Here is a 26,121-nt window from a genome sequence, read left to right on the forward strand (position 1 = left end):
ATAAATTCGGTACTGCCACCGCCGATGTCCATCACTAAACGGCGGCTGTCATCAAAGCCCAACGAGTGAGCCACGCCCAGATAAATCAGTCGGGCTTCTTCTTCACCGGTGATAATTTCAATCGGATGACCCAAGGCAAGCCGGGCCTGACGCAGAAAACGCCGTGAATTATGTGCAATACGAAGCGTATTGGTGCCAACGACCCTGACGCTGCCATAAGGTAAATCTTTTATGCGCTCACCAAACCGCTCCAGACAAGCGATAGCGCGTTCCTGAGCTTCCAGTGAGAGGTAGTGATGTTTATCCAGTCCAGCCCTGAGCTGTACCATTTCCCGAAGTCTGTCGACCACTTGAAAATGGCCATCACGCATTCGGGCGATGATCATGTGAAAGCTGTTAGAGCCGAGGTCCACCGCCGCCAGCACATCATGATTTGTTTCTTCCATAGCACCTGTCAGTTCGTTTTTCGGTTTATTCTGCACTAGCTGGTTGCTGGTGAACAATGTTAAATCATCTTTTCCATAAAAAAAGCCTGGTCTCAAACGCAACCAGGCCCTTTTTAGTCGTGACGAAAATCCTCTTTTTTTATTCAATAAGTTGACCTTTAATCACTTGTTCGGCTTTTTCGATACTCAAATGGCGCACATCTTTACCTTCCACCAGATAAATAATGTGTTCACAGATATTATTAGCATGATCACCAATACGTTCCAATGAACGCGCAGACCACATCATATCAATCACGCGAGTAACGGCTCGGGTATCTTCCATCATATAGGTCATTAGCTGACGTAAAATCGCCTCATATTCGGCATCGACTTCACGGTCTTCTTTTGCCACGCGTAAAGCCATATCCACATCAAATCGCGCAAAAGCATCCAATGCATCGCGTAACATGCCACGCACATGATTACCCATGGCCTGCAGCTCACGGTAATTATGCTTGGGACGATCTTTTTCAGACAGATTCAGTGCCATTCTTGCAATACGCACAGACTCATCACCAATGCGTTCCAAATCGGTGATGGTTTTTAATATGCCGGACACAAGGCGTAAATCCCCTGCCGTTGGCTGGCGAAGCGCAATAATCTGAATACATTCCTCATCGATACTGACTTCTAATGAATTTACCTCATCGTCGTAAGCAATCACTTCACGAGCAATATCGGCATCACCTTTAATCAGGGCTTCCATCGCGTTATGAACTTGCTGCTCGACTAAACCACCCATCGCTAAAACACGAGAACGGATATCCTGTAATTCATTCTCAAATTGTTGCGAAATATGTTGGGAAGTAGTTGTAACCATATGCGTCTCTCCTCAGCCCGGATTAACCGTAACGGCCGGTAATATAATCTTCTGTTTGTTTTTTACTTGGGTTGGTAAAGAGTTCATCAGTGGCACCAAACTCTATTAATTCGCCCATATACATAAATGCAGTGTAATCAGATACCCGCGCCGCTTGCTGCATATTATGAGTCACGATAACAATCGTATACTTTTCTTTCAGTTCGTAAATCAACTCTTCAATTTTTAATGTAGAGAGTGGATCCAGAGCCGAGGCCGGTTCATCAAGCAGCAAGACTTCGGGTTCGATAGCAATAGCACGGGCTATCACTAGACGTTGCTGCTGACCACCTGACATACCCATCGCTGACTCGTGAAGACGATCTTTGACTTCATCCCATAAGGCGGCGCCTTTTAATGATTTTTCGACCACTTTATCCAAAGTAGAACGATCATTGACACCTTGCAGACGCAGACCATACGCCACGTTTTCATAGATAGACTTAGGAAATGGATTGGGTTTTTGAAATACCATTCCGACCTGACGGCGTAAATCCGCCACATTCACTGAGGGTGAATTAATTTCCATCTTATCAAGCAATAATTGACCTTCCATCCTGACAGAGTCAATCAGATCGTTCATTCGGTTAAAACAGCGTAATAACGTTGATTTACCACAACCACTGGGGCCGATAAACGCGGTCACTCGATTTTTTGGAATCTGCATATTGATATTGTGCAGAGCCTGTTTATCACCATAAAACAGGTTAAAGTCTTTGACTTGCAGGCACAGCGTTTCATTATCCAGGTTCACACGAGGCCCTCTTTGCATCGACTCAATATCAATGCCTCGCGATACATTTTTCTGTTCTTTGACTGCTTCCATCGTTTAACTCTCACTTGCTTTATAAGTTTCTCGCAGACGATTACGAATACCAATCGCTGCCAGGTTCAGCACAACAATAATCAATACCAATAAAAATGCCGTGGCATAGACCAGCGGTCTGGCGGCTTCAACGTTCGGGCTTTGGAAACCCACATCATAGATATGGAAACCCAGGTGCATAAATTGACGATCCAAATGCAGGTATGGCGCAATATTATCAATCGCTAGTGACGGTGCCAGTTTCACCACCCCAACCATCATCAGCGGCGCCACCTCACCTGCCGCCCTGGCGACAGCCAGAATCAAGCCCGTCATCATCGCCGGTGCGGCCATTGGCAATACTGTTCGCCACAAGGTTTCTGCTTTTGTCGCCCCAAGCGCCAGACTACCTTCACGAATCGCTCTCGGAATACGCGACAAGCCCTCTTCCGTTGCGACAATGACCACCGGCACAGTCAAAATCGCTAAGGTTAACGAGGCCCATAATAAACCTGGTGAACCAAAGGTAGGGGCTGGTAGTTTGGCCTGGAAGAAAATCTCATCCACGCTACCACCGATGAAATAAACAAAAAAACCAAGACCAAATACACCATAGACGATTGATGGCACACCAGCCAGATTATTGACCGCGATACGAATCAATCGAACCACAGCACCTTGTTTGGCATATTCCTTTAGATAAACAGCTGCAATTACCCCAAACGGCGTGACCAGTACAGACATGATCATCACCATCATGACTGTACCGAAAATCGCCGGGAAAATACCACCTTCCGTGTTTGCTTCACGCGGCTCGCCTGACACAAACTCCCAGGCATTGTGGAAATACTGGCCCAGCTTCTGTAGCGTAGTCATCGCATTCGGTTTATATGCCTGAACGATTTTTGCCATTGGTATTTCGGCTTCACGTCCATCAGAAATCTTGACGGTGATTTGATCGCGATTCAGCTCTGAATATAATTCATCTAACTCTTCACGAATTTTTGCATAACGTGTATTGAGTTGCTTACGTTCCTCTTCAATTTCCAGATACGGTGTCGTGCCTTTTTCAACCTTATCGAGCTCTAATCGACGCTCTTCAATTCGCAGCTCTTCAAGACCATGATTGATCTTGCCAATATCCGACTTTTCGATATCTTTTATCTTGTTATACAAAGCATTACTTCGGGCTAATCGTTGCTGAAATGCATCCCAGGCCTGTTCACCCTCAGCGATAACTTCACCCTGCTGTTTAACATTGACCAGATAACCATAAAAGTTGCCCCATTCACGTCGCTCTATTGATATCAGGCCGTCAGGTTTTTGTGTATCTTCAATCCAGGGATCGTTAATCCAACGAAAATCGAGACCAAAAAAGTCACGATTGCCTATCTTTAATAAGGTTCGATTGGCTGTTTCCTGGCCTTCGGGTAAATGCACACCTGATAAAGCCAAACGAGCGGCAGGCACCGTTTCATGATCCACGCGTTCACCCACCAGCATGATTTTTTCTTCGCCGGGTTCGGCATAGGTCAGCTCAACGATATCAGCAGGCCAGAAATGGCTCAGGCCTCTCACGGCGATCAAACCAATCAAGCCGATGACCATCACCAGACTGATACTGACCGCGCCGGCATTTAACCAAACCCAAGGTTTACCGCTATCAAACCAGATTTTCATTGAAGAACGTTGTTTCATTCTATATTCCTAACTACAGCGAGCTGTATTTATTACGTAAGCGCTGGCGCACAATTTCAGCAACGGTATTCAACACAAATGTCGCTAAGAACAATACCAATGCCGCCAGGAACAATACGCGATAATGCGAACTAGCCACTTCAGCCTCTGGCATCTCTACAGCGATATTCGCGGATAACGCTCTGAAGCCTTCAAAGATATTGAAGTCCATAATCGGTGTATTACCTGTCGCCATCAATACAATCATCGTCTCACCGACAGCACGGCCTAAACCAATCATCACCGCAGAGAAGATACCTGGACTCGCCGTCAGCAACACCACTCGCGTCATGGTTTGCCATGGGGTTGCACCTAAAGCTAATGAACCTATCGTCAAATGTTTCGGCACACCAAAAATCGCATCTTCGGTAATAGAGAAAATTGTCGGAATCACCGCAAAACCCATGACCAGTCCGACTACCAGCGAATTACGCTGGTCATAGTTAATACCGACATCATTTAAAAATTGCGGCATATTGCCATCAAACAGCCACAATTCAATCGCACCACTGGTCGCCATCGAGACATAACCGACTAACAACACAATTGGAATCAACACTGCTGGCTCCCAGCCATCAGGAATGCGTTCGCGCCAGGCTTTAGGTAATTTTGTCCAGCCCCAGGCAGTCAAAATAATCATCACCGGCAACATAAACAGTAATGTGAACACACCAGGCAAATGGTCTTCGACTAATGGTGCTAACCATAAACCCGCGAGGAAACCTAAAATAACCGTTGGCAAAGCCTCCATAATTTCGATGGTCGGTTTCACAAAGCTACGCATTCTAGGCGACATAAAATAGGCGGTAAAAATTGCGCCCATAATCGCCAGAGGAACAGCTACCAACATCGCGTAGAAGGCCGCTTTGATGGTGCCGAAAGTCAATGGCGTTAAACTAAATTTAGGTTCAAAATCATTACTGGCTGATGATGACTGCCAAATATATTCAGGCTTATCACGGCTCTCATACCAGACCTTTTCCCATAAGGAATGCCAAGAGATGTCAGGGTGTTCGTTATGGATATCCAGTAACTTCACATCGCCATTATCAGTCATGCTGATAAGACCATTTGCCCTTGGTGAGAGGCCAATAACCGCTTCACTGTCGACATATGGTTCAACCAATAATGTCCGGTGAGCGGTGGTGTGATAAATCCCCAAATGTCCGGTTTTATCCAGCGTTAAAAAGCCTTTACGGGCTTGCTCTGGTGCAATGGCAATGATCGGACTGCTCTGAGCATCAAAACTACGCACATTATGTAAGGTGTAGTTATTGTCCTTGTCTCTGACCGGAAACCATTGATCAATCTGACCGTCGCTGCGTCCCACCAGAATAGAAATACCGCCTGTCAGAAATTCAAAGCTCGTAATATCCACGCCTGTGGGTACCGCTTTGATTTTCTGAATTAAACGCGGTTTATCTAGCTGCTGAACATCGTAGTAATAAATAAAGCCCTTATCATCGGCCAGATAAAGCTCACGTTGATCAACATCCAGTTTGACCTGAGTCAGATCACTGACATCCGTTAAGGGGATCTCATGCTTTTCTTCGTTGATGGTAAATTGGGTGTCATCAAGGAAATCCACTTCTTTCTCAAAGCGTTTCAGTATTAGACGCTTATCCTCGGTGTAAGCAATGAATGTTGTTTTATCTTCATAACTCTGAACTGAAAGCAGGCTGATTGACTTGCCTTGATCATCAATCACAACATGCTTTTCACCTAATGGATAAGTGACTTCTGGCACGATAACGCGTTGTGTTCCCGTTGGATAAGTCACTTTGTATTTTTCTTTAATGACTAATGCGCTGCCATCATTAAAACCATAACTAAATACACCTGTCGTTGCGGCACCAGCACTGACAGTGCTGATGGTTTTCCCCGCCAATGGCAGTGAGGTTTCGGTCATCGTTTTGCCGGTTTTGGCATCAAAAAAACGTACCATGCCGCTAGCTTCGACAGCCATGGCCACCGTGTTGTATTCATTCAGGGATAAAAAGGCAGGTTGTTTAAAATCGCTGTGATATGTCGCTTCTGTCTTCAGACTTGCCCCTTGAAATAAGGGCATCACCACATAGAGCAGATAAAAGAAAATCAGCACAATAGCCAGGATGACTGAAATACCACCGACTGCCACACCATATTTGGCAATACGATCTTTCACCTCACGCCATGCACGTCTGCGATTTGCTACTTTGGAACCTGGCGCAGGTAATACACTATCTTCGACTGTTTGTTCTTGCATCTAGCAATACCACTTCATTTATTTTTCAGCTTTATTTATTGCTAAACATACTGACTTAGAGTGTTTTTAGCGATAAATTTAGAAAAAACGCCCCGTAAAAACGAGGCGTCTTCCCGATCATGACAAATGCTGTTTTATTGCAGCTTTTGCAGTTCTTTTTCTACAACTGAGTCTGGTAGTGGAATATAACCATCTTTTACTACCACTTTCTGACCCACTTTTGACAGGATCATTTTAATGAATTCACGGTCAATTGGCGCTAATGGTTTGTTAGGCGCTTTGTTGATGTAAACGTACAAGTAACGTGAAAGCGGGTAAGAACCATTCGCTGCATTATCTAATGTTGCAGGAATCATTTTACCGCCCTCTTCTTTAGCTAAAGCAAGTGCTTTAACACCAGACGTTTTATAACCGATACCTGAGTAACCAATACCGTTAAGCGATTTTGTAACACCTTGAACCACTGATGCTGAACCAGGTTGCTCATTTACGCTGTTTTTGTAGTCACCTTTACATAAAGCGTGATCTTTAAAGTAACCATAAGTACCGGAAACAGAGTTACGACCGTAAAGTTGGATGTTACCTAAATCCTGACCTAGCTGTTTCCAGTTAGTAATGTCTTCTGGGTAACCACAGGTGCGGGTTGCAGAGAAAATCGCATCCACTTGAGGAATAGTCAGACCATCAATTGGGTTGTCTTTGTGCACATAGACAGCCAAAGCATCGATAGCGACACGAATGGGTGTGGCTTTGTAGCCATATTTTGCTTCAAATGCCGCGTCTTCTTTATCTTTCATTTTGCGGCTCATTGGACCAAAGTTAGAAGTACCTTCAGTCAATGCAGGTGGCGCAGTTGAAGAACCTGCAGCCTGAATTTGAATACTCACATTTGGATATTCACGTTTGAACTCTTCAGCCCACATTGTCATCAAGTTAGCTAATGTGTCTGAACCAACACTCGATAAGCTACCTGAAATACCGCTCACTTTTTCGTAGTCAGGTAAAGCAGGATCAATATCACCAGCGAATGTCAGCGGCGAGAAAGCCATCGTCATTGCAGCACCTAGCAGAGCAAGGTTTTTCTTGAACATAGTGTTCAACTCCCAAAAATTAAAAGAAAAAAGCAACGTTATTAACGTAAGCGCTAGGTAGTATGAGTTTAGCGTGTGACAAGCATATGAAAAATATATGACAAAGAGATGACAGAGGCATTTTTTCTTTGTTTAACGGGCATTTATACCGGGATTTTCTCCACTGCTGCTGTCTCAGGAAAGCAACATTTAAAACTGCTACCTTTGCCTAACTCGCTAGTGATAATCAGTCTTGCGCCATGTCTTTGCAGCACGTGTTTAACGATCGCTAAGCCCAGCCCTGTGCCGCCAGCATCACTACTACGACCTTTATCAACACGGTAGAAACGTTCCGTCAGCCGATCTAAGTGATGAGCCGCTATACCTTCCCCTTCATCCGTTACTTCAATGCAGACGCCATCATCTGTTTCGCGCCAGCTGAGTGTGACCTTGCAACCCGCAGGAGTATATTTCACCGCATTAAAGACCAGATTAGATATTGCACTTCGTACTTCACCCAAATCACAAATCAACCATTTATCTGTTTCCAGATGGAGACTGAACTGATGCTCATGGTAGTGCTCCAATGCCTTGGCATCCTCAATGATGGAATGCAGCAACTTGTCCACATCAGTAGGAATACGACGTAATGATTTTTCTCCAGTCTCCAACTGAGATAAGACCAATAAATCCTTAATCATCAAATGCATACGTTCACTTTGCTGACGCATTGCTGGCAGAGCCATTTTCCACTGTTCCGGATCGGTCTCTTCGGTAAACGCTTCCAGATAACCTCGTAAAACGGTTAGAGGTGTTTTTAGTTCATGCGAAACATTAGCAACAAAGTCACGACGCATACGCTGAAGTTTGATGGTCTGGGTAATATCACGGGCAATCAATAAGCGGCCCGAGCCCATGTAGTTCACCAGCTTGACTTCCAGCTGCACATCTTCATTCAGCGGTGATTTGACCGTCGTCGTGCCGCCGAGGTGGATATGATTTTCCAGTAAGTGCTGAAAAGCAGGTTCACGAATGAGATTATTGATCCTGACATTGTTATCCCGGGGCCAGCGTACGCCTAATAACTCTCGAGCGGCCTGATTTGCCCAATCCACTTCACCAAACTCACCCAAGACAACGATGCCATCCGGTAAGGCGGCTGTTGCTGATTGAAAGCGTTTAAGGTATCCGGTTAGTTTTCTTTTCCGATTACTATTTTGTTGACGCATCTGCTCAATCTGACGACAGACATCATCAATGACCCCTTCTGCACTGGGCGAGCGACGTTTTTTGGGTTTTTGTAACCAATACCAGAGTTTGTACCAGTTATGCTGAAGCCACAAAGCATAGGCCAAAGTGGCAACAAACATAAACGCCATCATTTGACCAAATAACAGCCCGACAAAACCTGCCAGACTGACTAGTGTCAGTAGCCGCCAATTATCCCATTGCATATTTCAGTTCGCTTAATCGACTGAAAAACGGTATCCAACACCTCGAACGGTCTGGATAAATTGATCATGGCCTGTTGGCTCAAGTGCTTTGCGCAAACGACGTATATGGACATCGACGGTACGTTCTTCAATGTACACGGTATCGCCCCAGACATAATCCAGTAACTGTGAGCGACCATATGCGCGTTCAGGATTTTTCATGAAAAAGTGTAATAAGCGAAACTCGGTAGGCCCTAATTCAACACGCACATCATCAACAGTGACACGATGACTTTTTGTATCCAGCACTAAATTGCCAAACTGGAGTTTCTGAGCATCTTCATTTTCGGGCGGCTGGCAGCGACGTAATACCGCTTTAATACGAGCGATAAGCTCGGGTGGTGAAAAAGGTTTATTGACGTAATCATCAGCCCCAACAGCAAGACCTTTGACCATGTCTTCGCTTTCACCTTTGGCAGTAAGCATGATGACGGGAATATTGGCCAAAAACTCGTTAGCACGCAGACGACGAATAAACTCAATGCCATCAATGCCAGGTAACATCCAGTCGAGTAAAATCATATCGGGTTGGTTATTTTTTAATAAGTCCAAACCAGATTCTGCATCACCAACCGACTCGCAAGTCAGACCGGCCTGTTTCAGGGTGAACGTCAACATATCCCTGATGGCGACATCATCTTCAACCACTAATACGCTTGTAGCCATAAATTCATCCCAGTATTTCTTCAATCATAGTCCGAGTATCTTACCTCTGAATTATGACAATTTCGTAACAACCGTGTTTTTATTACCATTGCAGGCTACTTTATAGACTATCTGAAAAATATAAAGCCACAATTTCCGCTGGAAAATGTGGCTTTATGACAGTTTTATGTCAAAACACATGCCGTTGTTTTAACTCATAATTCCCTTAATCATGTAAAACAATGACGCGGCTAATACTGCGGCAGCAGGGACAGTGATTAACCAGGCTGTAACAATTTTTTTAACAATATCGCGTTTGACGTAAAGACTTTTCTTTTCTTTCTTCAATACTTTTTTGGCTTTTTTGAGCGTGTCTTTTTCACGGTCAATTGAGCTATATAACTGAGTGATGCGCTGGTAATCAGCCGCTGATTTTTGTTTTTTATCGAGCAACATATTCAGCTCACTGCGTAATGCGCTTAATAAACGTTTTTCTTCCTGAATTTCTTGTTTATCTCGCTCAATTTCTTGCTTGAGGCTACTCGACTTATCCATCCATTCACGCAAGAAACCAACACCAAAAACACCGCCAATAGCAATATGCGTTGAGCTGACAGGCAAACCTAACTGGCTGGCGATAATGACCGTGATAGCGGCTGCCATCGCAATCGAAAATGCACGCATTTGATCCAGTTCAGTAATTTCACCACCCACGGTGCGAATCAAACGGGGACCATATAGGCCAAGTCCAAGCGCAATACCAAAGGCACCGACAGCCATTACCCAGAAGGGTATGCCCGCTTTGGCATTGATACCGCCAGTCATCACAGCATCATGGATCGCTGCCAACGGCCCGATTGCATTAGCCACATCATTCGCCCCATGAGCAAAACTCAATAAAGCCGCAGCAAAAATTAATGGGATGGTAAACAGAATATTGATGCTTTCACGATCGTTTTTCAGCTTGGGCAAACGACGGCGCAATGAGGCTTTGACTAAAAAGAAGGAAATAAAAGCGACGATCAAACCAATAGTTGATGCTTGCAACATGCTTGGTTTATCAACGATGTCGACGGTGAACAACCAGTCATTGACCAAGGTTAAGAACTTCGGCCAGATGTGTTTCAGGCCTTTTAAGACCAGATAAGTCACAAAAGCCCATGCCATGATCGATACATACACCGGTACCCATTTCAGCGAGGCGGCTATTTTGTTTTCCTGAAAGATGATGGTTTTTTTGATGGCAAACAAGAAAGCGGCGGCCACCACACCACCAATCACTGGAGAAATTACCCATGAGCCCACTATGGCGCCCATCGTTCCCCAGTTCACAATATTAAAACCTGCTGCGGCAATACCTGCTCCCATCACACCACCGACAATAGAATGCGTGGTTGAAACAGGTGCGCGAGCAAATGTCGCCATATTTAACCAGAGAGCAGCCGCTAGTAATGCGGCCATCATTGCCCAAATGAAAGTATCACTCTCCTGACCAAAGGCATTGATATCGATGATGCCATTTTTAATCGTGGAAACCACATCGCCACCAGCAATAATGGCGCCGCTGGCCTCAAAGATCATCGCGATGACAATGGCACCAGTCATTGTCAAAGCTTTGGATCCCACCGCAGGCCCGACATTGTTGGCAACATCATTAGCACCGATATTCATTGCCATATATGCGCCAAAGACAGTGGCTATTGCCAGAAAGAGATTATTGGGAACGCCGCCACTGGTAACAAAGCTGTAGCCGAGCACGGCCACCATAAAAAAAAGGGCCATGCCGATTCTGGTTAGTTCAGCATGACTCTTCTTGTAGGCTTGTTTTTCAATTTTATGGATGTCTTTTATTTCCACGATGATTCCGTTAATAACTACCCAAAACGGCGCAATTATTACAGCAATGTGACATGAGGCATACCCCAGACAAGACCGATGTAACTATTGCCTGCTATGATTGTCTTGTTATACAACCTTCTGACAAGCATTTGAGACTGATGAAAAAATTTTTATTTTTTATATTACTGCTAACCGTTTTTAATGCACATGCGCGCAGCAGCCTGTTTGATGGTTTAGGTCTGGGCAGTGATGAAGAGGTCCCACCACTTGTCGAAGACGCTTTTCAATTCAGCGCAGAAGTCAATGATGCCAACAGCATTCTGGCACATTGGAAAGTACTCGATGGTAACTACCTGTACCAGAATAAAATTCAGTTTGAAGTGGTTGGTAATGACAACGTTAAGTTAGGCCAGATATCGCTACCCGCAGGCGAAAACAAGCAAGATGAAACCTTTGGTTTAGTGCAGGTTTATCATCATGATTTATCACTGATCATTCCCATTGAGCGCCCTGAAGGTCCAAGCACATTTACTCTCAAAGCACGCTTTCAGGGATGTTCAGAAAAATTTGGTATTTGTTATCCGCCTTCTGAGCAACAAGTTGATCTGGCTTTACCAGCCCTCAGCCAGGCCCCGCAACAAAAAGCGGATGACGCCAAACCCATTGCTAATCAACTCACCGAACAAGACCGTATCGCTCAGAAACTGGAACAGGAAAACCTAGGCCAAATCATTCTCGGCTTTATTGGATTGGGCCTGTTACTGGCATTTACCCCCTGTATCTTCCCGATGATTCCTATTTTATCCAGCATTATTGTCGGCGAAGGAGAACACATCACTACCCGCCGTGCTTTCACCTTGTCGCTTGTCTATGTTTTGGCGATGTCAGTGACATATACCATTGCCGGAGTGATCACGGGATTACTCGGTGAAAATTTACAAGCGATGTTTCAAAATCCATGGATAATCAGTGCATTCAGTGCCTTATTCGTTATTCTCGCTTTATCCATGTTCGGCTTATACGAGTTGCAACTGCCCCACGCCGTTCAACACCGCCTACATCAACTCAGTCACAAGCAGCAGGGTGGCAAACTGATGGGAGTAGCGATGATGGGTTTACTGTCAGGCTTGATTGTTGGCCCTTGTCTGGCGCCACCGCTGGCGGGTACCTTAATTTTTATCGGCCAACATGCCGATCCCGTATTAGGCGGACTCGCTTTATTTGCGCTGAGTATAGGGATGGGTATACCTCTGCTTATCATTGGTACATCGGCTGGCAAACTGCTTCCTAAAGCCGGCAACTGGATGATGTTTATTAAATCGGTGTTTGGCGTGCTGCTATTAGGTCTGGCCATCTGGATGTTGGAACGCATCATCCCCGGTTGGCTGACGTTGATTCTTTGGGGCGGCTTATTAATTGTGACCGCCGTCTACCTTGGCGCATTTAATCATCTTGATATTGATGCCACGGATCTCAATAAACTTAGTAAAGGTGTCGGTTTAATACTCTTTATATACGGCGCAATGTTGATGATTGGTGGTGCGAGTGGCAGCCAAAATGTCTGGCAACCGCTTAAGGCGATGTCACTAAGCTCTGACAAGTCACCGGTGTCACAACACCTTACTTTTTCACGTATAAGCGATCTGAACGAACTGAATCGTCGACTGGCCAGCACAACACAACCGGTGATGCTGGATTTTTATGCCGACTGGTGTACCGAATGTAAAACGATGGAAAACACAACGTTTCAGGATCCTGAAGTCATTGCCGCAATGAAAAATTACACCTTGCTGCAACTGGATATGACGGAAAATACGCAAGTCCATCAGGATATGCTGAAATCACTGCGGGTATTTGGCCCTCCGACCATGTTGTTTTTCGATAAAACAGGCAAAGAACTAAAGCAACACCGGCTGGTTGGGTTTGTAAAAACCGATACCTTCTTAGATCACATTAAGCAGATTCAGCGCCAATAACAGAAAACTCCAGAAACCAGACTTTTCGGCGAAAATAGCAACAAAAAGCCGCTTTTTATTTCGATAAACTGGACATCATCAGTTTGCTGGTGCACAATTCCGCCTATTATCTTTGACCCGTAATTGAAGGATCGCAATGGCGAATATTGTTGTGCTTAACGGCCCCAATCTCAATCTGCTTGGGACACGCGAGCCTGAACATTATGGTGCTGACACGCTGGACGATGTTCAACAACGCCTGGATGCAATCGCAACAGATGCCTCACACCAACTCGATTTTTTTCAAACCAATGCAGAGCATCAATTAATTGAAAAAATTCATGCTGTCAGAGGTAAGGCTGATTTCATCATTATTAATCCGGCTGCCTTCACACACACCAGTGTGGCATTACGAGATGCTTTATCCGCGGTCAAAATTCCTTTCATCGAAGTACATATTTCTAATATTCACGCACGCGAAACATTCCGCCATCACTCCTTCCTGTCAGATATTGCAGTAGGCGTGATTTGTGGACTTGGCACCCAAGGCTACGAATTAGCTTTGGCATCTGCCATCAGACAACTCAACCCATAACGACTAAATATAAGGTTTTAGCATGGACATTCGTAAAATAAAAAAACTGATTGATTTGATCCAAGAATCTGACGTATCTGAAATTGAAATTTCAGAAGGTGAAGAATCAGTACGTATCAGTCGTAATCACCATTCTGCGGCTGTTTCTTACAGCGCTCCAGCACCTGCTCATTATGCTGCTCCAGCGGCAGCCCCTGTGCCAGCACCCGCAGTAGAAACAGCCAAAACGGTCAATGAAGCCAATGCTGTCCGCTCACCAATGGTGGGGACTTTCTATCGTTCATCATCACCTGAAGCCGCGCCATTTGTTGAAGTTGGCCAATCCGTATCTGCTGGTGATGTCATTTGTATCATCGAAGCGATGAAAATGTTCAACCAAATCGAAGCTGACCGTAGCGGAACAGTTAAAGCTATTCTGGTTGAAAACGGTGACCCTGTTGAATTTGACGAGCCGCTAGTCATTATCGAATAACAGTCACGCTGGCTATCTCAGCATAGCCATTGCTCACCCTGAATTGTGGATTAAAACCAAATTATGATCGATAAAATTGTTATTGCTAACCGAGGCGAGATTGCCTTGCGTATCTTGCGGGCATGTTGGGAACTAGGCATCAAAACGGTTGCTGTTCACTCAACCGTAGACCGTGACTTAAAACACGTTTTGCTAGCTGATGAGACTGTTTGTATTGGCCCTGCCCCCTCTAGTGAAAGTTATCTCAACATCCCTGCACTTATCAGTGCTGCTGAAATTACAGATGCCACAGCAATTCACCCCGGTTATGGCTTTTTATCTGAAAATGCTGACTTTGCAGAACGTGTAGAAGAAAGTGGCTTTATTTTCATCGGTCCACGTGCTGATACCATCCGTCTGATGGGTGATAAGGTATCGGCAATTAAAGCGATGAAAGAAGCTGGTGTACCTTGTGTACCAGGCTCTGACGGCCCATTAGGTAATGATGATGAAACCAATTTACGTCTGGCACGTGAAATCGGCTATCCGATCATTATTAAAGCCGCCGGTGGTGGTGGTGGTCGTGGTATGCGCGAAGTTCACAGTGAAGCACACTTGCTGAACGCTATTGCCTTAACACGTAGTGAAGCAAAAGCAGCATTTGGTAATGGCATGGTTTATATGGAGAAATTCCTGGAAAATCCTCGCCATATTGAATTCCAGGTACTCGCCGATCAGCATGGCAATGCTATTCACTTAGGTGAACGCGACTGCTCTATGCAGCGTCGCCATCAAAAAGTTGTTGAGGAAGCTCCTGCTCCAGGCATCACCCCAGAAATGCGTGATCGTATGGGTAAAATCTGTGCGGAAGCTTGTGTGCGCATTGGTTACCGTGGTGCTGGTACCTTTGAGTTTCTCTATCAGGATGGTGAATTCTATTTCATCGAGATGAATACCCGTATTCAGGTAGAGCATCCGGTTACTGAACGTGTAACTGATGTTGATCTGCTGGTGCAACAAATACGCATCGCGGCTGGTGAACCACTATCTATTAAACAAGAAGATATTGTCATGCGTGGACATGCCATTGAATGCCGTATCAATGCTGAAGACCCTCGCACGTTTATGCCAAGCCCAGGACAAATTACGTCTTATCATGCACCAGGCGGTGCCGGTATCCGTATGGATTCTCACATTTATAGTGGCTACCGTGTACCACCAAACTATGATTCTCTGATCGGCAAACTGATTGCTTACGGTAAAACACGTGATATCGCGATTGCCCGTATGCAAACGGCCTTAAAAGAAATTGGTATTGAAGGCATTAAAACTAACGTTGAGCTGCAACGTGACATCATGGACGACACTCACTTCCAAACGGGTGGCACCAATATTCATTACCTTGAAAAGAAACTGGGCATGTAATCAACCATGGCCTGGATTCAATTTATTTGTAACACCACATCAGACAAGGCAGATGCCTTGTCTGATGCGTTTTCTGAGTGCGGTGCAGCGGCTGTCACCTTTGAAGATGATGCCGATCAGCCTATTTACGAACCCGATCTGGGTACCACACCTTTGTGGACGGCAACACGTGTTGTTGCCTTATTTGATGCGGAAACCAATCCTGATGATGTCGGCAAGATGTTATCAACGCTGGTAAACGATATACCGCCATATCGCGTTGAAGCCGTTGAAGATAAAGACTGGGAAAGGGAATGGATGGATAACTTTCATCCTATCCAGTTTGGCGAGCGTTTATGGATATGTCCCAGCTGGCATACACCACCAGCACCTGATGCGGTCAATATTATGCTCGATCCCGGTCTGGCATTCGGTACCGGTACCCACCCCACCACAGCCTTATGTCTGAACTGGTTAGACCAGGCAGATCTCAAAGGTAAATACGTGATTGATTATGGCTGCGGTAGTGGTATTTTGGCGATTGCTGCCGCCTTGCTGGGGGCTGAACGTGTTATTGGTGTCGACACCGATCCACAGGCACTTGAAGCGACACGTGCCAATGCTGAACGTAATGGCGTCGAGATCGAAGCCTATTTGCCCGGTGACTGTCCGGATGAACCATGTGACCTATTATTGGCGAATATTCTGGCCGGCCCACTTCAAACCCTTGCGCCACGTTTTGCCAATCTGACCAAACCCAGTGCGGAGCTGGTGTTGTCAGGCATATTAGAGGTACAGGCTCAGGAAGTATCGGATAGCTATGCTGCATGGTTTGATATGCAAGCGCCTACCATCAAGGAAGATTGGACTCGATTAAACGGCACCCGTCATGCAAGGTAACACCCTCAGTATCGGGCCATACCGTTTGCCGAATAATTTATTTCTGGCGCCGATGGCAGGAGTGACGGATCGCCCATTCCGCCAGCTTTGTCGTCGACTTGGTGCGGGAATGGCCGTATCAGAAATGATTACCGCAAACAAAGCATTGTGGGCCAGCAAAAAATCTTTATTACGTGCCAACCATGCAGGTGAGCCGGAACCACGTAGTGTACAGATTGCTGGTGCCGATCCCAAAATGATGGCTGAAGCAGCAAAACATAATGTCGATCAAGGTGCCCATATCATTGATATCAATATGGGTTGCCCTGCAAAAAAAGTCTGTAATGTGATGGCGGGTTCTGCTCTATTGCAGGATGAATCATTAGTGGCCAGTATTCTTGAATCGGTGGTGAATGCTGTCGATGTGCCTGTCACCCTGAAAATACGTACCGGTTGGGATAGAGATAACCGTAATGGCTTAACCATTGCCCGTATTGCCGAACAATCTGGCATACAAGCGTTAGCGATTCATGGCAGAACAAGAGCGGATGCCTATAAAGGCGAAGCCGAATACGACACCATTGCAGAAATAAAAGCGGCTATTTCATCCATGCCAATTATTGCTAATGGCGATATAGATTCACCGTTAAAAGCAGCTGAAGTACTTAATAAAACCGGCGTTGATGGCTTAATGATCGGGCGTGCTGCCCAGGGTAACCCATGGATTTTTAGACAAATTATCCATTACCTTGAGCATGACAAACTGTTATCATCTCCTTCTGTTGCTGAAATTCGTCAAATCTTGATTGAACACCTGGAAAACCTGTACGATTTTTATGGTGATTTTTCTGGTGTCCGAATGGCGCGAAAACATATTGCCTGGTATAGCAAAGGCCTACGAAATGGTAATGCCTTCCGTCAGGAAATGAATTTGCTCGAATCACCGCAACAACAGGTAGACTTTACACGTCAGTTTTTTGATCAACTACAAGAACAACAGGATATTCAAGCCGCATGACTCAACCGCTAGCCAAAGATTCAACTACATGCGCAGAGCTAGCTGTCGCCGCTGAGCAAACAGCGGCACCATTGAATGTGTGTGTGACGCGTGCACTGGCTGATTACTTCGAACAACTGGAAGGTCATCCTGCAGCCAACTTGTATGAAATGTTAATGACGGAAGTCGAAGTTCCCCTGCTCAAAGCCACCCTGGAACATACCAACGGCAACCAAAGTCGTGCAGCTGAAATTCTCGGTATTAACCGTGGAACATTACGTAAAAAGCTTAAGCAATACGGCTTATAAATCGAATTTTTTATCTCCTGGAAGTGATTTTCAATGAATCAAATCAAACGTGCTCTATTGAGCGTATCAGACAAAACTGGTGTGCTTGAATTAGCCCAGCAATTAAACAAGCTCGGTGTAGAACTGTTATCCACTGGCGGTACAGCCAAATTATTAGCCGAAGCAGGCTTACCAGTAAAAGAAGTCTCCTCACATACTGGCTTCCCAGAAATGATGGATGGCCGTATCAAAACATTACACCCCAAAATTCATGGTGGTTTATTAGGACGTCGTGGTACCGATGATGCCATCATGGCTGAGCATGATATTGCTCCGATTGATCTGGTTGTCGTTAACCTTTATCCATTTGAAGCCACGATTGCACGTGATGACTGCACCTTGCCGATGGCTATTGAGAATATTGATATTGGTGGCCCCACCATGCTGCGTGCTGCGGCCAAAAATCATGCGGATGTCACTGTGTTGATTGATCCTGCTGACTACGCCAACGTTGTAGCACAAATCGAAGCCAATGGCGGTGTCGATGATGCCACCCGTTTTGATTTAGCAGTAAAAACATTTGAACATACAGCACATTATGACGGTGCTATCGCCAACTATCTGGGCAAATTAACCGGTGAAGAAAAAGTCTCTTTCTCACGTACATTTAATAGCCAGTTCGTGAAAAAACAAGACATGCGTTACGGTGAAAATCCTCACCAAAATGCCGCTTTCTATACCGAAGCGAATCCTGCCTCTGGCACCATCAGTGCTGCCAAGCAATTGCAGGGTAAAGAACTGTCATATAACAATATTGCCGATACAGATGCCGCGCTGGAATGTGTGAAAGCGTTCCCTGAAGCGCCTGCCTGTGTGATTGTTAAACATGCCAACCCATGTGGTGTGGCTGTCGCAGATAGCTTGCTCAAGGCATATGACTTAGCTTACGAAACCGATCCAACCTCGGCCTTTGGCGGTATTATCGCCTTTAATCGTCCATTAGATGCTGAGACAGCAAAAGCCATTATTGATCGCCAGTTTGTCGAAGTCATTATCGCACCATCAATCAGTGAAGAAGCCCAGGCAATCGTCGCTCAAAAAGCCAATGTGCGTTTATTGGCCTGTGGCGAATTTGAAAACAATGCCGCAACTGGACTCGATTACAAACGTGTTAACGGTGGTTTATTAGTTCAGGACCGTGATGAAGCACTGGTGCAAAAAGCCGATCTGAAAGTGGTCACTGAAATAGCCCCATCTGAAGAACAAATGGCTGACTTATTATTTGCCTGGCGTGTCGCTAAGTTTGTGAAATCAAACGCCATTGTGTATGTCAAAAATCAACAGACTGTTGGTATTGGTGCCGGACAGATGAGCCGTGTTGTGAGTAGTCGAATTGCGGGTATTAAAGCTGAAGATGCGGGTTTAACGGTACCAGGTGCCGTGATGGCTTCTGATGCCTTTTTCCCATTCCGAGATGGCCTGGATGCGGCAGCAGCGGCAGGTATTAAAGCTGTTATTCAACCAGGCGGCTCTATGCGTGATGATGAAGTTATTGCGGCAGCAAATGAGCATGGTATTGCCATGGTCTTTACTGGCATGCGTCACTTCAGACATTAAATAACCGCGGATTGTTTGTGGATCGCGTTGAGGCTTATCGTTTATTCCAATCGCTAAATTATCAGCGCTTTCAACACTTAATTGAAATGGCGCCTGCTCGTCAGGCGTTAATTTTTCAATTATTGCCCCTTTTCTTACATATCAATGCCAAGCTGCTGCCGGGTTATATCAGTGATGATGTGCCGGCCGGCTTGCTTGATTATCGCCCGTCACAGGACACGATAAACAAAGCACAACAACTGAATCGCAGCTTCAGTCATCGTGTACGCGCTTTACGTCGTTATCCCTTGCGCGGCCTTTATCTTATCAACCCTCACCATCATTACAGCTACTCCGATAAAACGGAATTTGAGTTATGGGTACTCTGTTCTGATCTTGTCGATATTGAACAGCGCCAGCAACTGCAATTAAAGTTAGATGCCATAACAGCTTGGTGCGAAGAAAATGGGCTATGGCTAAAAACACAGTTACTCACCGAAAAGGCATTAGCTGATAACACTGCCTTATCTGAAGGGCAAAAAGAACAGTTTTATACACAAGGTATTGTACTGGCAGGTGCTGACCCTTATTGGTGGCTGATAAGCCATGAAGAAGCGACGGATCATCAAGCCATTGTTGATGAGTTCAAATCACAGGCTAAATTTAAACAATACAATCTGGCGGATTTTGGTCCGGTCAAGGTTGTTGATCAAAATGCCTTGTTTGAAACGACTTATGCCGTAGGCAAAGACGTTCTGTTAGACGGACATGTCTCACTTGATCTGCTCTATCTGCCACTACTATTAGAAACGGTGACGTCTTTTCCATTACTGTCGTCTGTTTTAAAACAAGCTATTTATCGCGGTGAGTCTCGCTTTTCCGCTCTGGAGAACCAGGCATTAAAACTCTCCATTATTGAATCATACGCCGAAGAATCATTAATCAATATCGCCAGAGAAGTATTCTATAAGGAAAGTCAGGAAGCACTTTCTGTTCAGCTAAACCAAGCTCAGCATCCATGGCGCAGAGAATTTGTAAAACAGCTGACAACGTTGTGGGGATGGTCTGAAATCCAATTACAAACATTGGATAATCGCCACTCCAATATCAAACAAAACCAACTTTGGTTTACCAGATTATCCCCTGTTATTCAGTCTTTATTAGAAAAGCTCGAGCTTTATTGTAAAAAACATCAACTGGATACCCGCCATGAGATAACTTATCTCAAGCAGTTATACCGTTTGCGTTTTCAACCGCAGGGAAATCAGATTCCCTCACTGCCACTATCATTACGGCCTGAACTTAATGAAAGCCGTTTGTATTTATACAGATTCAAGGATCAACAAGACTGGCTGGTCAGTCAGGTGCCGCTTGCAGATAATGCAAAATCGGGCTTATACCAACATTCGCAACTCATCGATGTTTTAAGCTGGGCGATCAATCATCATCTGTTAGCAAAAACCAACTGGCTGAGTGTGACAGACCAGCACCAGAAGTACACAACATCATCTGTCATAGAGCTGAGTCATTACATTATCAACCAGGGTCTGGGCCTGCTTGATATCCCGAAGCAACAAGCAGACATCACAACAACGGAAACCATTGTTCAGGTTTTGGTATTCCCTAATCTGGAGCAGCAGCCCAGCAATAAACTTTCTCAACAGGGTTTACAACTCGCCAGCAAACAAAATGATCCGCTCAATTACAGTTCCTTTAAAGAAAGTCTGGTATTAACGATCGATTGCTTGTTTATCTCCAGCCATGGTCAGATTTACAGTACATTTTATCAGGGTCAGACGGCTGTGCTGGAGATGCTCACCAGTCTGCTACTTTGGCAGCCAGCAGCTCCTCCCAGAGTGAATAGCTGGTGTACAACGCCAGGATTTGAAAAATCAATAAACCATCGCTTTGAAACGTTAATACCGCAAGTTTGCCAGCTTTATCAAACTCATTCACAACGTGGAAAATTTTTGATTAATCTGGCCGATCGTCCTTATCAACTTCAATGGCATGATGGGCAAGTTGAATATGTAAGACGGCCGATGTCACAAACCATCTGGCAACACCTTGCTGACAATACACACACTTTCACAGCGCAGGCGCTGGATAGCTATCTTGATAAAGACCAACTACTGAATACCCTATTGAGCTATCAGACAGCTGAGCAAGTAAGTATTTTTCTTTATCTCGAGAAAAATACCGTGGTGTATTATCTTATTGATGAATATGCCAATCTTGTCCGCCAGCAAGTTCAGCATCTCAGTGAGTCGACCCTGATGGGGCACCTTCAAATGTTTCTGTCACACATTAAGGCATGCAATAAACTTAAACATATCCGCTTTTATTTGCTCAGCCATCACCAGCAGGGCTGGAAAATCAATGCGATTGCCCGACAGAACTCAACACAAACTTTTCTACCTGTTCAGGTGACCATGGAGAGTCCGGCACTGGATGCAGCCTGCACCATTATGTGTGGTAAAAAATGGTTTGAAGGCCGTGCTGATGATACAAGCTTATTTGCTCAAGTCCATCAGCTTATTCATTCCTTACGACAAAATAACCAGACATATCCGCTTTATATCAATCAACTACAATTTACTGATAATCACGCTTACCCAACGGCTATATATATTCAGCAAAAGAACCGTTTGGAACAACTTTTCAACCAACAATAATCGATACGGGCTTTCTCTTTGGCCTGTGCTCTTTTATTATGTTGGTCTTTCATTATCGGACGACAGAGTAAGTTATGATCAAAGTCGGCATTGTTGGTGGCACCGGATATACAGGTGTCGAACTATTAAGATTACTTGCTAATCACCCTGAGGTCTCACTGGAAGTTATCACCTCCCGAAGTGAAGCAGGCATGCCCGTCAGCGATCTTTTTCCAAACTTGCGTGGTCATGTAAATATCGCCTTTTCAGAGCCAGATCCCGACATTCTTGCTCAATGTGATGTGGTTTTCTTCGCCACCCCTCATACCGTGGCGATGGCATTAGTACCTGAATTGATTAAACGTAATACACGGGTTATCGATCTTTCTGCTGACTTCAGGCTCAAAGACCTTGCTGTCTGGGAGCAGTGGTACAACACCCAGCATACTTGTCCTGAGTTATTTGAACATGCCGTTTATGGTTTACCGGAACTGAATCGCGACAAGATCAAAGACGCACAGTTAGTTGCTGTACCGGGCTGTTATCCAACAGCCACAGAACTGGGCTTTTTGCCATTATTGGAAGCAGGATTAATTGACCCCCTGCACTTAATTGCGGATGCAAAAACTGGCGTCAGTGGTGCTGGCAGAAAAGCGGCCATCCCCATGCTGATGGCAGAAACCAGTGGCAGCTTTAAAGCCTATGGCGTGAGTGGTCATCGCCACTTGCCTGAAATCCGTGAAGTCTTGTCCCAGCATTGCCAGCAAGAAGTGGATTTAACCTTTATTCCACATCTGGCCCCCATGGTGAGAGGCATTCATGCCACCTTATATGGCCGACTCACCGCGCACGATGTGAACTTACAAAAAGTGTTTGAAGAGCGTTATGCTAACGAGCCTTTTGTGGATGTGATGCCGATCGGCTCCATGCCAGAAACACGTAGTGTTCAGGGTAGTAATATCTGCCGAATCGCAGTACACCAACCTCAAAACAGTGATACGGTGGTTGTTCTTTCTGTAATTGATAATTTGGTCAAAGGCGCTTCAGGCCAGGCTATCCATAATATGAATATCATGTTTGGCCTCGATGAAAAAACAGGGATTAATGTAATTGCGATGATGCCCTGATGATTGATAAACCGTATGTAATCCAAACCAGACGACCGTTTAGAACCTTTTTGCTACTGCTGATAACACTCACAGTATCAACTTCGATTGTCTGGTATTGGACCACCCAATGGCAAAGTGAACAAAACAAACACCTTGCTGAACTAACAAAACAGAACAAAATTCTTCAGGAAGAAAACAAGAAGTTACTTGAGCAAAATAAACTTCTCTCCTCGCAGGTAAATGATATTTCGCGAATGCAGGCGATGCAGGATGCCACCGACTCTCAGTTACAATCGAATCTAGAAAGATTGCAGGATCAAGTCATTGAGCTGAACAAAGAACTATTGTTCTATCAGAATATTACCCAGGGTAATGCCAGTAGTGAACTTCAGATACGAGAGCTTCATCTCAGAGCCAATCCAGATAATCTATCGCAGTATTTCTATCGGATTGTTATTACCCAAGGTAAAAAAATCTCAAAAGCAATCAAAGGGGATGTATTGGTGACATTGAATTTTGCCGATGATAAAACCAAACCTCGGCTCGCCAATAAACACAGTTTGAAACTAAAACATGTGCAAGTGCTTGAAGGTGTATTCAGCATCGAAGAGAATGAACAACCGAAAAGCATTGATATCGAATTAAAACAAAATAAAAAAGTCTTAACTAAACGTACTTTTCAGTGGGAAGTGTCCACTACCCTGCCATAAATGAGGTTCATCATGTTCAAAAAAGATAAACCAAAAAAGAAAAAAACAACGACCCGCATAGATACATTAATTGGTCGTGATACACACCTAAAAGGCGATATCAACTTCAGTGGTGGTTTACGTATCGATGGCAGCATTCAAGGAACTATTGTTGCCAATGATGATGGTTCCTTATTAACCCTGAGTGAACAAGGAAAAATTGATGGGGAAGTCCGTGTGCCTAATCTCATCATCAATGGTGAAATAAATGGTAATGTCTTCGCATCAGAACATGTGGAGCTTGCGCCAAAAGCACGTATCAATGGCAACCTTTATTACCGCATGATCGAGATGGCCATGGGAAGTGAAGTGAACGGTCACTTAATTCGCTCTCAGGACGAAGAGGAAGATATACTCCATGTCGAGCATGAAGTCTTTGATGAAAAAGCGTCTTTCCACCTTGAGCAAAAAAGCTAAATCTTGACTATTTTAGTCAGAATTGGATAATGGCTATTAATTAACCATTTATTCGGAGTGATGACATGACAAGCGAAATGCCCAGCCCAATCATTTTTACCGAGGCAGCGGCAGCAAAAGTCAGCAATCTTATCGCTGAAGAAGGTAATGATCAGCTCAAGCTGCGAGTATTCATTACTGGAGGCGGTTGCTCAGGTTTCCAATATGGCTTTACCTTCGAAGAAGAAGTCAGTGATGGTGATACACAAGTAGAAAAAGGTGGTGTCACTTTATTGATTGATCCAGCAAGTTATCAATACTTGGTTGGTGCAGAGATTGATTACACAGATGGCATTGAAGGTTCTCAATTCGTCATTCGTAATCCAAATGCTACAACAACCTGTGGTTGCGGCTCTTCTTTCTCGCCATAAGCAAAAACATATGACCTCAAAAAACCGGTGTTTCAACATCGGTTTTTTTTTGCCGTCATTTATTGTCTTTGTTGCCTGTTAACGACGGGTTCATTATTCTGAAACGATACGGATAGAGGGTAGAAGATGATATCAAAATGGCAATGGTTATTAACTCAACTCACGCGCACATTGTGGTTGAGAGCCTCATTATTTGCAGTACTGGCTATTGTGACAGCATTAATCGCCATTCCCGCACAATCATTGATACACAGCCCTCTTCCATTTGAGATTGGTGCTGAGGCTGTTCGGGGCATCCTAAATATCCTCGCTTCGAGCATGCTTGCCGTCACGACGTTTTCTCTCAGTGTTATGGTCTCTGCTTATGCAGCAGCAAGCTCAAGTGCGACCCCAAGAGCAACCCAACTGGTCAGGCAAGACACCACGACCCAGAATGTACTTGCAACGTTTATCGGCTCTTTTTTGTTCAGTCTGGTCGGTATTATTGCCTTGAGCACCGATATCTATGGAGAAAATGGTCGTTTAATCCTGTTTACCGTGACTATCGGCGTTATCATCCTGATCGTTGTCACCATCTTGCGTTGGATAGAGCACCTATCTTTATTAGGCCGTTTGAGTGAAACCACGAACCGTGTGGAAGAAGCTCTTACAGAAGCCATGAAACAACGTATTGACTATCCATGTCTTGGTGCGAAACGCTTAGATAAAGACAACCCACCCAAGAAAGGCAAAAACGCTGTATATGTTACGCAGATTGGTTATATCGAGCATATTGATTTGGGTGGGCTAAACCGCTGTGCCGAATCGAATAAAACTGAAATCTGTTTGTATATAGAGCCAGGTCACTTTGTTCACCCAGGCGAAGCTGTTGCTTATTATGACGGTGCTCAATCTGACACGATTGACGAAACTATCAATAGAGCACTTACCGTCAATGACCTGAGATCATTTGATCAGGATCCCCGCTTCGGTTTCACCGTACTCGCTGAAATCGCCTCCCGCGCACTCTCTCCCGCCGTGAATGATCCGGGTACTGCCATTGATATTTTGAGTCGGGCAGTCAGAGTCCTGTCACTATGGCAAGAGCATAAAAATCTTGATGATGCTGATGAGAGTATTGCCTACCCACATGTTCGGATGCCAGAAGTGAAGCTGGATAATCTTTTTGATGATATTTTTCTCCCCATCAGCCGGGATGGAGCTAGCATGCTCGAGATTCATATACGACTGCAAAAATCATTACTAGCCTTAAAACAAATCTGTCCCGAATGCTTTGAGAGCTGTGTAGACAAACACTCTGAACTTGCTTATCAACGTGCTTTATTAAGCTTAAAGTTAGATGCAGATAAACAACGCTTGCAAGTATTACGAGACACGATCAAATCTTCATAATTTAAACATTTGTCACAAAAATACACTTTACTAAAATTTGTTTTA

22 protein-coding genes and 1 pseudogene are annotated in these 26,121 nt (G+C 44.7%); 14 read left to right on the forward strand and 9 right to left on the reverse strand.

Features of this window, described 5'->3' with window-relative positions; translation table 11 throughout:
* The 9 genes and pseudogenes from B2248_RS06435 to B2248_RS06475 all read right to left on the reverse strand — a co-directional run.
* Positions 1–446: pseudogene (locus tag B2248_RS06435) on the reverse strand (exopolyphosphatase); the annotation flags it as partial.
* A gap of 139 nt (positions 447–585) precedes the next feature.
* On the reverse strand, positions 586–1,308 hold the full coding sequence (phoU, locus tag B2248_RS06440) for a phosphate signaling complex protein PhoU (protein ID WP_007143987.1): 723 nt from the start codon (positions 1,306–1,308) through the stop codon (positions 586–588).
* 22 nt (positions 1,309–1,330) lie between these two features.
* The gene (gene pstB / locus B2248_RS06445; protein ID WP_007143988.1) at positions 1,331–2,173 is read right to left on the reverse strand and encodes a phosphate ABC transporter ATP-binding protein PstB; all 843 of its coding nucleotides are present in this window, start codon (positions 2,171–2,173) and stop codon (positions 1,331–1,333) included.
* 3 nt (positions 2,174–2,176) lie between these two features.
* A complete protein-coding gene (gene pstA, locus B2248_RS06450; protein ID WP_273178447.1) occupies positions 2,177–3,850 on the reverse strand; it encodes a phosphate ABC transporter permease PstA in 1,674 nt (557 codons plus the stop codon).
* 13 nt (positions 3,851–3,863) lie between these two features.
* Complete coding sequence (locus B2248_RS06455; RefSeq protein ID WP_273178448.1) at positions 3,864–6,134, reverse strand: ABC transporter permease subunit; 2,271 nt, start codon at positions 6,132–6,134, stop codon at positions 3,864–3,866.
* A gap of 134 nt (positions 6,135–6,268) precedes the next feature.
* Positions 6,269–7,225, reverse strand: coding sequence for a PstS family phosphate ABC transporter substrate-binding protein (locus B2248_RS06460; RefSeq protein ID WP_007143991.1), 957 nt, complete (start codon positions 7,223–7,225; stop codon positions 6,269–6,271).
* 143 nt (positions 7,226–7,368) lie between these two features.
* The gene (gene phoR / locus B2248_RS06465) at positions 7,369–8,658 is read right to left on the reverse strand and encodes a phosphate regulon sensor histidine kinase PhoR (RefSeq protein WP_273178449.1); all 1,290 of its coding nucleotides are present in this window, start codon (positions 8,656–8,658) and stop codon (positions 7,369–7,371) included.
* Between the two features lie 12 nt (positions 8,659–8,670).
* The gene (gene phoB, locus B2248_RS06470; RefSeq protein WP_273178450.1) at positions 8,671–9,363 is read right to left on the reverse strand and encodes a phosphate regulon transcriptional regulator PhoB; all 693 of its coding nucleotides are present in this window, start codon (positions 9,361–9,363) and stop codon (positions 8,671–8,673) included.
* A 189-nt stretch (positions 9,364–9,552) separates the two neighbouring features.
* On the reverse strand, positions 9,553–11,199 hold the full coding sequence (locus B2248_RS06475) for an inorganic phosphate transporter (protein ID WP_273178451.1): 1,647 nt from the start codon (positions 11,197–11,199) through the stop codon (positions 9,553–9,555).
* 140 nt (positions 11,200–11,339) lie between these two features.
* On the opposite strand from B2248_RS06475, the gene dsbD reads away from it, so the two are divergent.
* The 14 genes from dsbD (at position 11,340) to B2248_RS06545 (ending at position 26,076) form a co-directional block, all read left to right on the forward strand.
* A complete protein-coding gene (gene dsbD / locus B2248_RS06480) occupies positions 11,340–13,157 on the forward strand; it encodes a protein-disulfide reductase DsbD (RefSeq protein ID WP_273178452.1) in 1,818 nt (605 codons plus the stop codon).
* Between the two features lie 136 nt (positions 13,158–13,293).
* The gene (gene aroQ, locus B2248_RS06485; RefSeq protein ID WP_273178453.1) at positions 13,294–13,731 is read left to right on the forward strand and encodes a type II 3-dehydroquinate dehydratase; all 438 of its coding nucleotides are present in this window, start codon (positions 13,294–13,296) and stop codon (positions 13,729–13,731) included.
* A 22-nt stretch (positions 13,732–13,753) separates the two neighbouring features.
* A complete protein-coding gene (gene accB, locus B2248_RS06490; protein WP_273178454.1) occupies positions 13,754–14,203 on the forward strand; it encodes an acetyl-CoA carboxylase biotin carboxyl carrier protein in 450 nt (149 codons plus the stop codon).
* Positions 14,204–14,266: 63 nt separating this feature from the next.
* Positions 14,267–15,607: an acetyl-CoA carboxylase biotin carboxylase subunit gene (gene accC, locus B2248_RS06495; protein WP_273178455.1), complete on the forward strand. Its 1,341-nt coding sequence runs from the start codon at positions 14,267–14,269 to the stop codon at positions 15,605–15,607.
* A gap of 6 nt (positions 15,608–15,613) precedes the next feature.
* Positions 15,614–16,486 carry a 50S ribosomal protein L11 methyltransferase gene (gene prmA / locus B2248_RS06500; RefSeq protein WP_273178456.1) on the forward strand — a complete coding sequence of 291 codons (873 nt, stop codon included), beginning with the start codon at positions 15,614–15,616 and terminating at the stop codon, positions 16,484–16,486.
* The gene (dusB, locus tag B2248_RS06505) at positions 16,476–17,483 is read left to right on the forward strand and encodes a tRNA dihydrouridine synthase DusB (protein ID WP_273178457.1); all 1,008 of its coding nucleotides are present in this window, start codon (positions 16,476–16,478) and stop codon (positions 17,481–17,483) included. Before prmA ends, dusB begins: the two co-directional genes overlap by 11 nt.
* Positions 17,480–17,770, forward strand: a complete 291-nt coding sequence (gene fis, locus B2248_RS06510) for a DNA-binding transcriptional regulator Fis (protein WP_273178458.1) — start codon at positions 17,480–17,482, stop codon at positions 17,768–17,770. Before dusB ends, fis begins: the two co-directional genes overlap by 4 nt.
* A gap of 33 nt (positions 17,771–17,803) precedes the next feature.
* Entirely contained in the window at positions 17,804–19,366 is a 1,563-nt protein-coding gene (gene purH / locus B2248_RS06515; protein ID WP_273178459.1) for a bifunctional phosphoribosylaminoimidazolecarboxamide formyltransferase/IMP cyclohydrolase, read from the forward strand.
* Between the two features lie 17 nt (positions 19,367–19,383).
* Positions 19,384–22,020: a class I adenylate cyclase gene (locus tag B2248_RS06520; protein ID WP_273178460.1), complete on the forward strand. Its 2,637-nt coding sequence runs from the start codon at positions 19,384–19,386 to the stop codon at positions 22,018–22,020.
* A gap of 74 nt (positions 22,021–22,094) precedes the next feature.
* Positions 22,095–23,126: an N-acetyl-gamma-glutamyl-phosphate reductase gene (gene argC, locus B2248_RS06525; protein WP_273178461.1), complete on the forward strand. Its 1,032-nt coding sequence runs from the start codon at positions 22,095–22,097 to the stop codon at positions 23,124–23,126.
* Positions 23,126–23,818 (forward strand): DUF6776 family protein, encoded by a 693-nt coding sequence (locus B2248_RS06530; protein WP_007144005.1) that lies wholly within the window; start codon positions 23,126–23,128, stop codon positions 23,816–23,818. The genes argC and B2248_RS06530 overlap by 1 nt, the downstream gene beginning before the upstream one ends.
* 12 nt (positions 23,819–23,830) lie before the next feature.
* Positions 23,831–24,274 carry a bactofilin family protein gene (locus tag B2248_RS06535; protein WP_007144006.1) on the forward strand — a complete coding sequence of 148 codons (444 nt, stop codon included), beginning with the start codon at positions 23,831–23,833 and terminating at the stop codon, positions 24,272–24,274.
* Positions 24,275–24,339: 65 nt separating this feature from the next.
* On the forward strand, positions 24,340–24,684 hold the full coding sequence (erpA, locus tag B2248_RS06540; RefSeq protein ID WP_007144007.1) for an iron-sulfur cluster insertion protein ErpA: 345 nt from the start codon (positions 24,340–24,342) through the stop codon (positions 24,682–24,684).
* A 126-nt stretch (positions 24,685–24,810) separates the two neighbouring features.
* Positions 24,811–26,076, forward strand: coding sequence for a DUF2254 domain-containing protein (locus B2248_RS06545; protein WP_273178462.1), 1,266 nt, complete (start codon positions 24,811–24,813; stop codon positions 26,074–26,076).
* The last annotated feature ends 45 nt before the right edge of the window (positions 26,077–26,121 follow it).

The sequence above is a fragment of the Methylophaga sp. UBA2012 genome (assembly GCF_002335235.1).
GTDB lineage: Bacteria > Pseudomonadota > Gammaproteobacteria > Nitrosococcales > Methylophagaceae > Methylophaga > Methylophaga thalassica.

Coding starts and splice junctions, on each gene's coding strand:
- phoU (WP_007143987.1), bottom strand. CDS start 1,308: ATGGTTACAACTACTTCCCAACATATTTCGCAACAATTTGAGAATGAA.
- pstB (WP_007143988.1), bottom strand. CDS start 2,173: ATGGAAGCAGTCAAAGAACAGAAAAATGTATCGCGAGGCATTGATATT.
- pstA (WP_273178447.1), bottom strand. CDS start 3,850: ATGAAACAACGTTCTTCAATGAAAATCTGGTTTGATAGCGGTAAACCT.
- B2248_RS06455 (WP_273178448.1), bottom strand. CDS start 6,134: ATGCAAGAACAAACAGTCGAAGATAGTGTATTACCTGCGCCAGGTTCC.
- B2248_RS06460 (WP_007143991.1), bottom strand. CDS start 7,225: ATGTTCAAGAAAAACCTTGCTCTGCTAGGTGCTGCAATGACGATGGCT.
- phoR (WP_273178449.1), bottom strand. CDS start 8,658: ATGCAATGGGATAATTGGCGGCTACTGACACTAGTCAGTCTGGCAGGT.
- phoB (WP_273178450.1), bottom strand. CDS start 9,363: ATGGCTACAAGCGTATTAGTGGTTGAAGATGATGTCGCCATCAGGGAT.
- dsbD (WP_273178452.1), top strand. CDS start 11,340: ATGAAAAAATTTTTATTTTTTATATTACTGCTAACCGTTTTTAATGCA.
- aroQ (WP_273178453.1), top strand. CDS start 13,294: ATGGCGAATATTGTTGTGCTTAACGGCCCCAATCTCAATCTGCTTGGG.
- accB (WP_273178454.1), top strand. CDS start 13,754: ATGGACATTCGTAAAATAAAAAAACTGATTGATTTGATCCAAGAATCT.
- accC (WP_273178455.1), top strand. CDS start 14,267: ATGATCGATAAAATTGTTATTGCTAACCGAGGCGAGATTGCCTTGCGT.
- prmA (WP_273178456.1), top strand. CDS start 15,614: ATGGCCTGGATTCAATTTATTTGTAACACCACATCAGACAAGGCAGAT.
- dusB (WP_273178457.1), top strand. CDS start 16,476: ATGCAAGGTAACACCCTCAGTATCGGGCCATACCGTTTGCCGAATAAT.
- fis (WP_273178458.1), top strand. CDS start 17,480: ATGACTCAACCGCTAGCCAAAGATTCAACTACATGCGCAGAGCTAGCT.
- purH (WP_273178459.1), top strand. CDS start 17,804: ATGAATCAAATCAAACGTGCTCTATTGAGCGTATCAGACAAAACTGGT.
- argC (WP_273178461.1), top strand. CDS start 22,095: ATGATCAAAGTCGGCATTGTTGGTGGCACCGGATATACAGGTGTCGAA.
- B2248_RS06530 (WP_007144005.1), top strand. CDS start 23,126: ATGATTGATAAACCGTATGTAATCCAAACCAGACGACCGTTTAGAACC.
- B2248_RS06535 (WP_007144006.1), top strand. CDS start 23,831: ATGTTCAAAAAAGATAAACCAAAAAAGAAAAAAACAACGACCCGCATA.
- erpA (WP_007144007.1), top strand. CDS start 24,340: ATGACAAGCGAAATGCCCAGCCCAATCATTTTTACCGAGGCAGCGGCA.
- B2248_RS06545 (WP_273178462.1), top strand. CDS start 24,811: ATGATATCAAAATGGCAATGGTTATTAACTCAACTCACGCGCACATTG.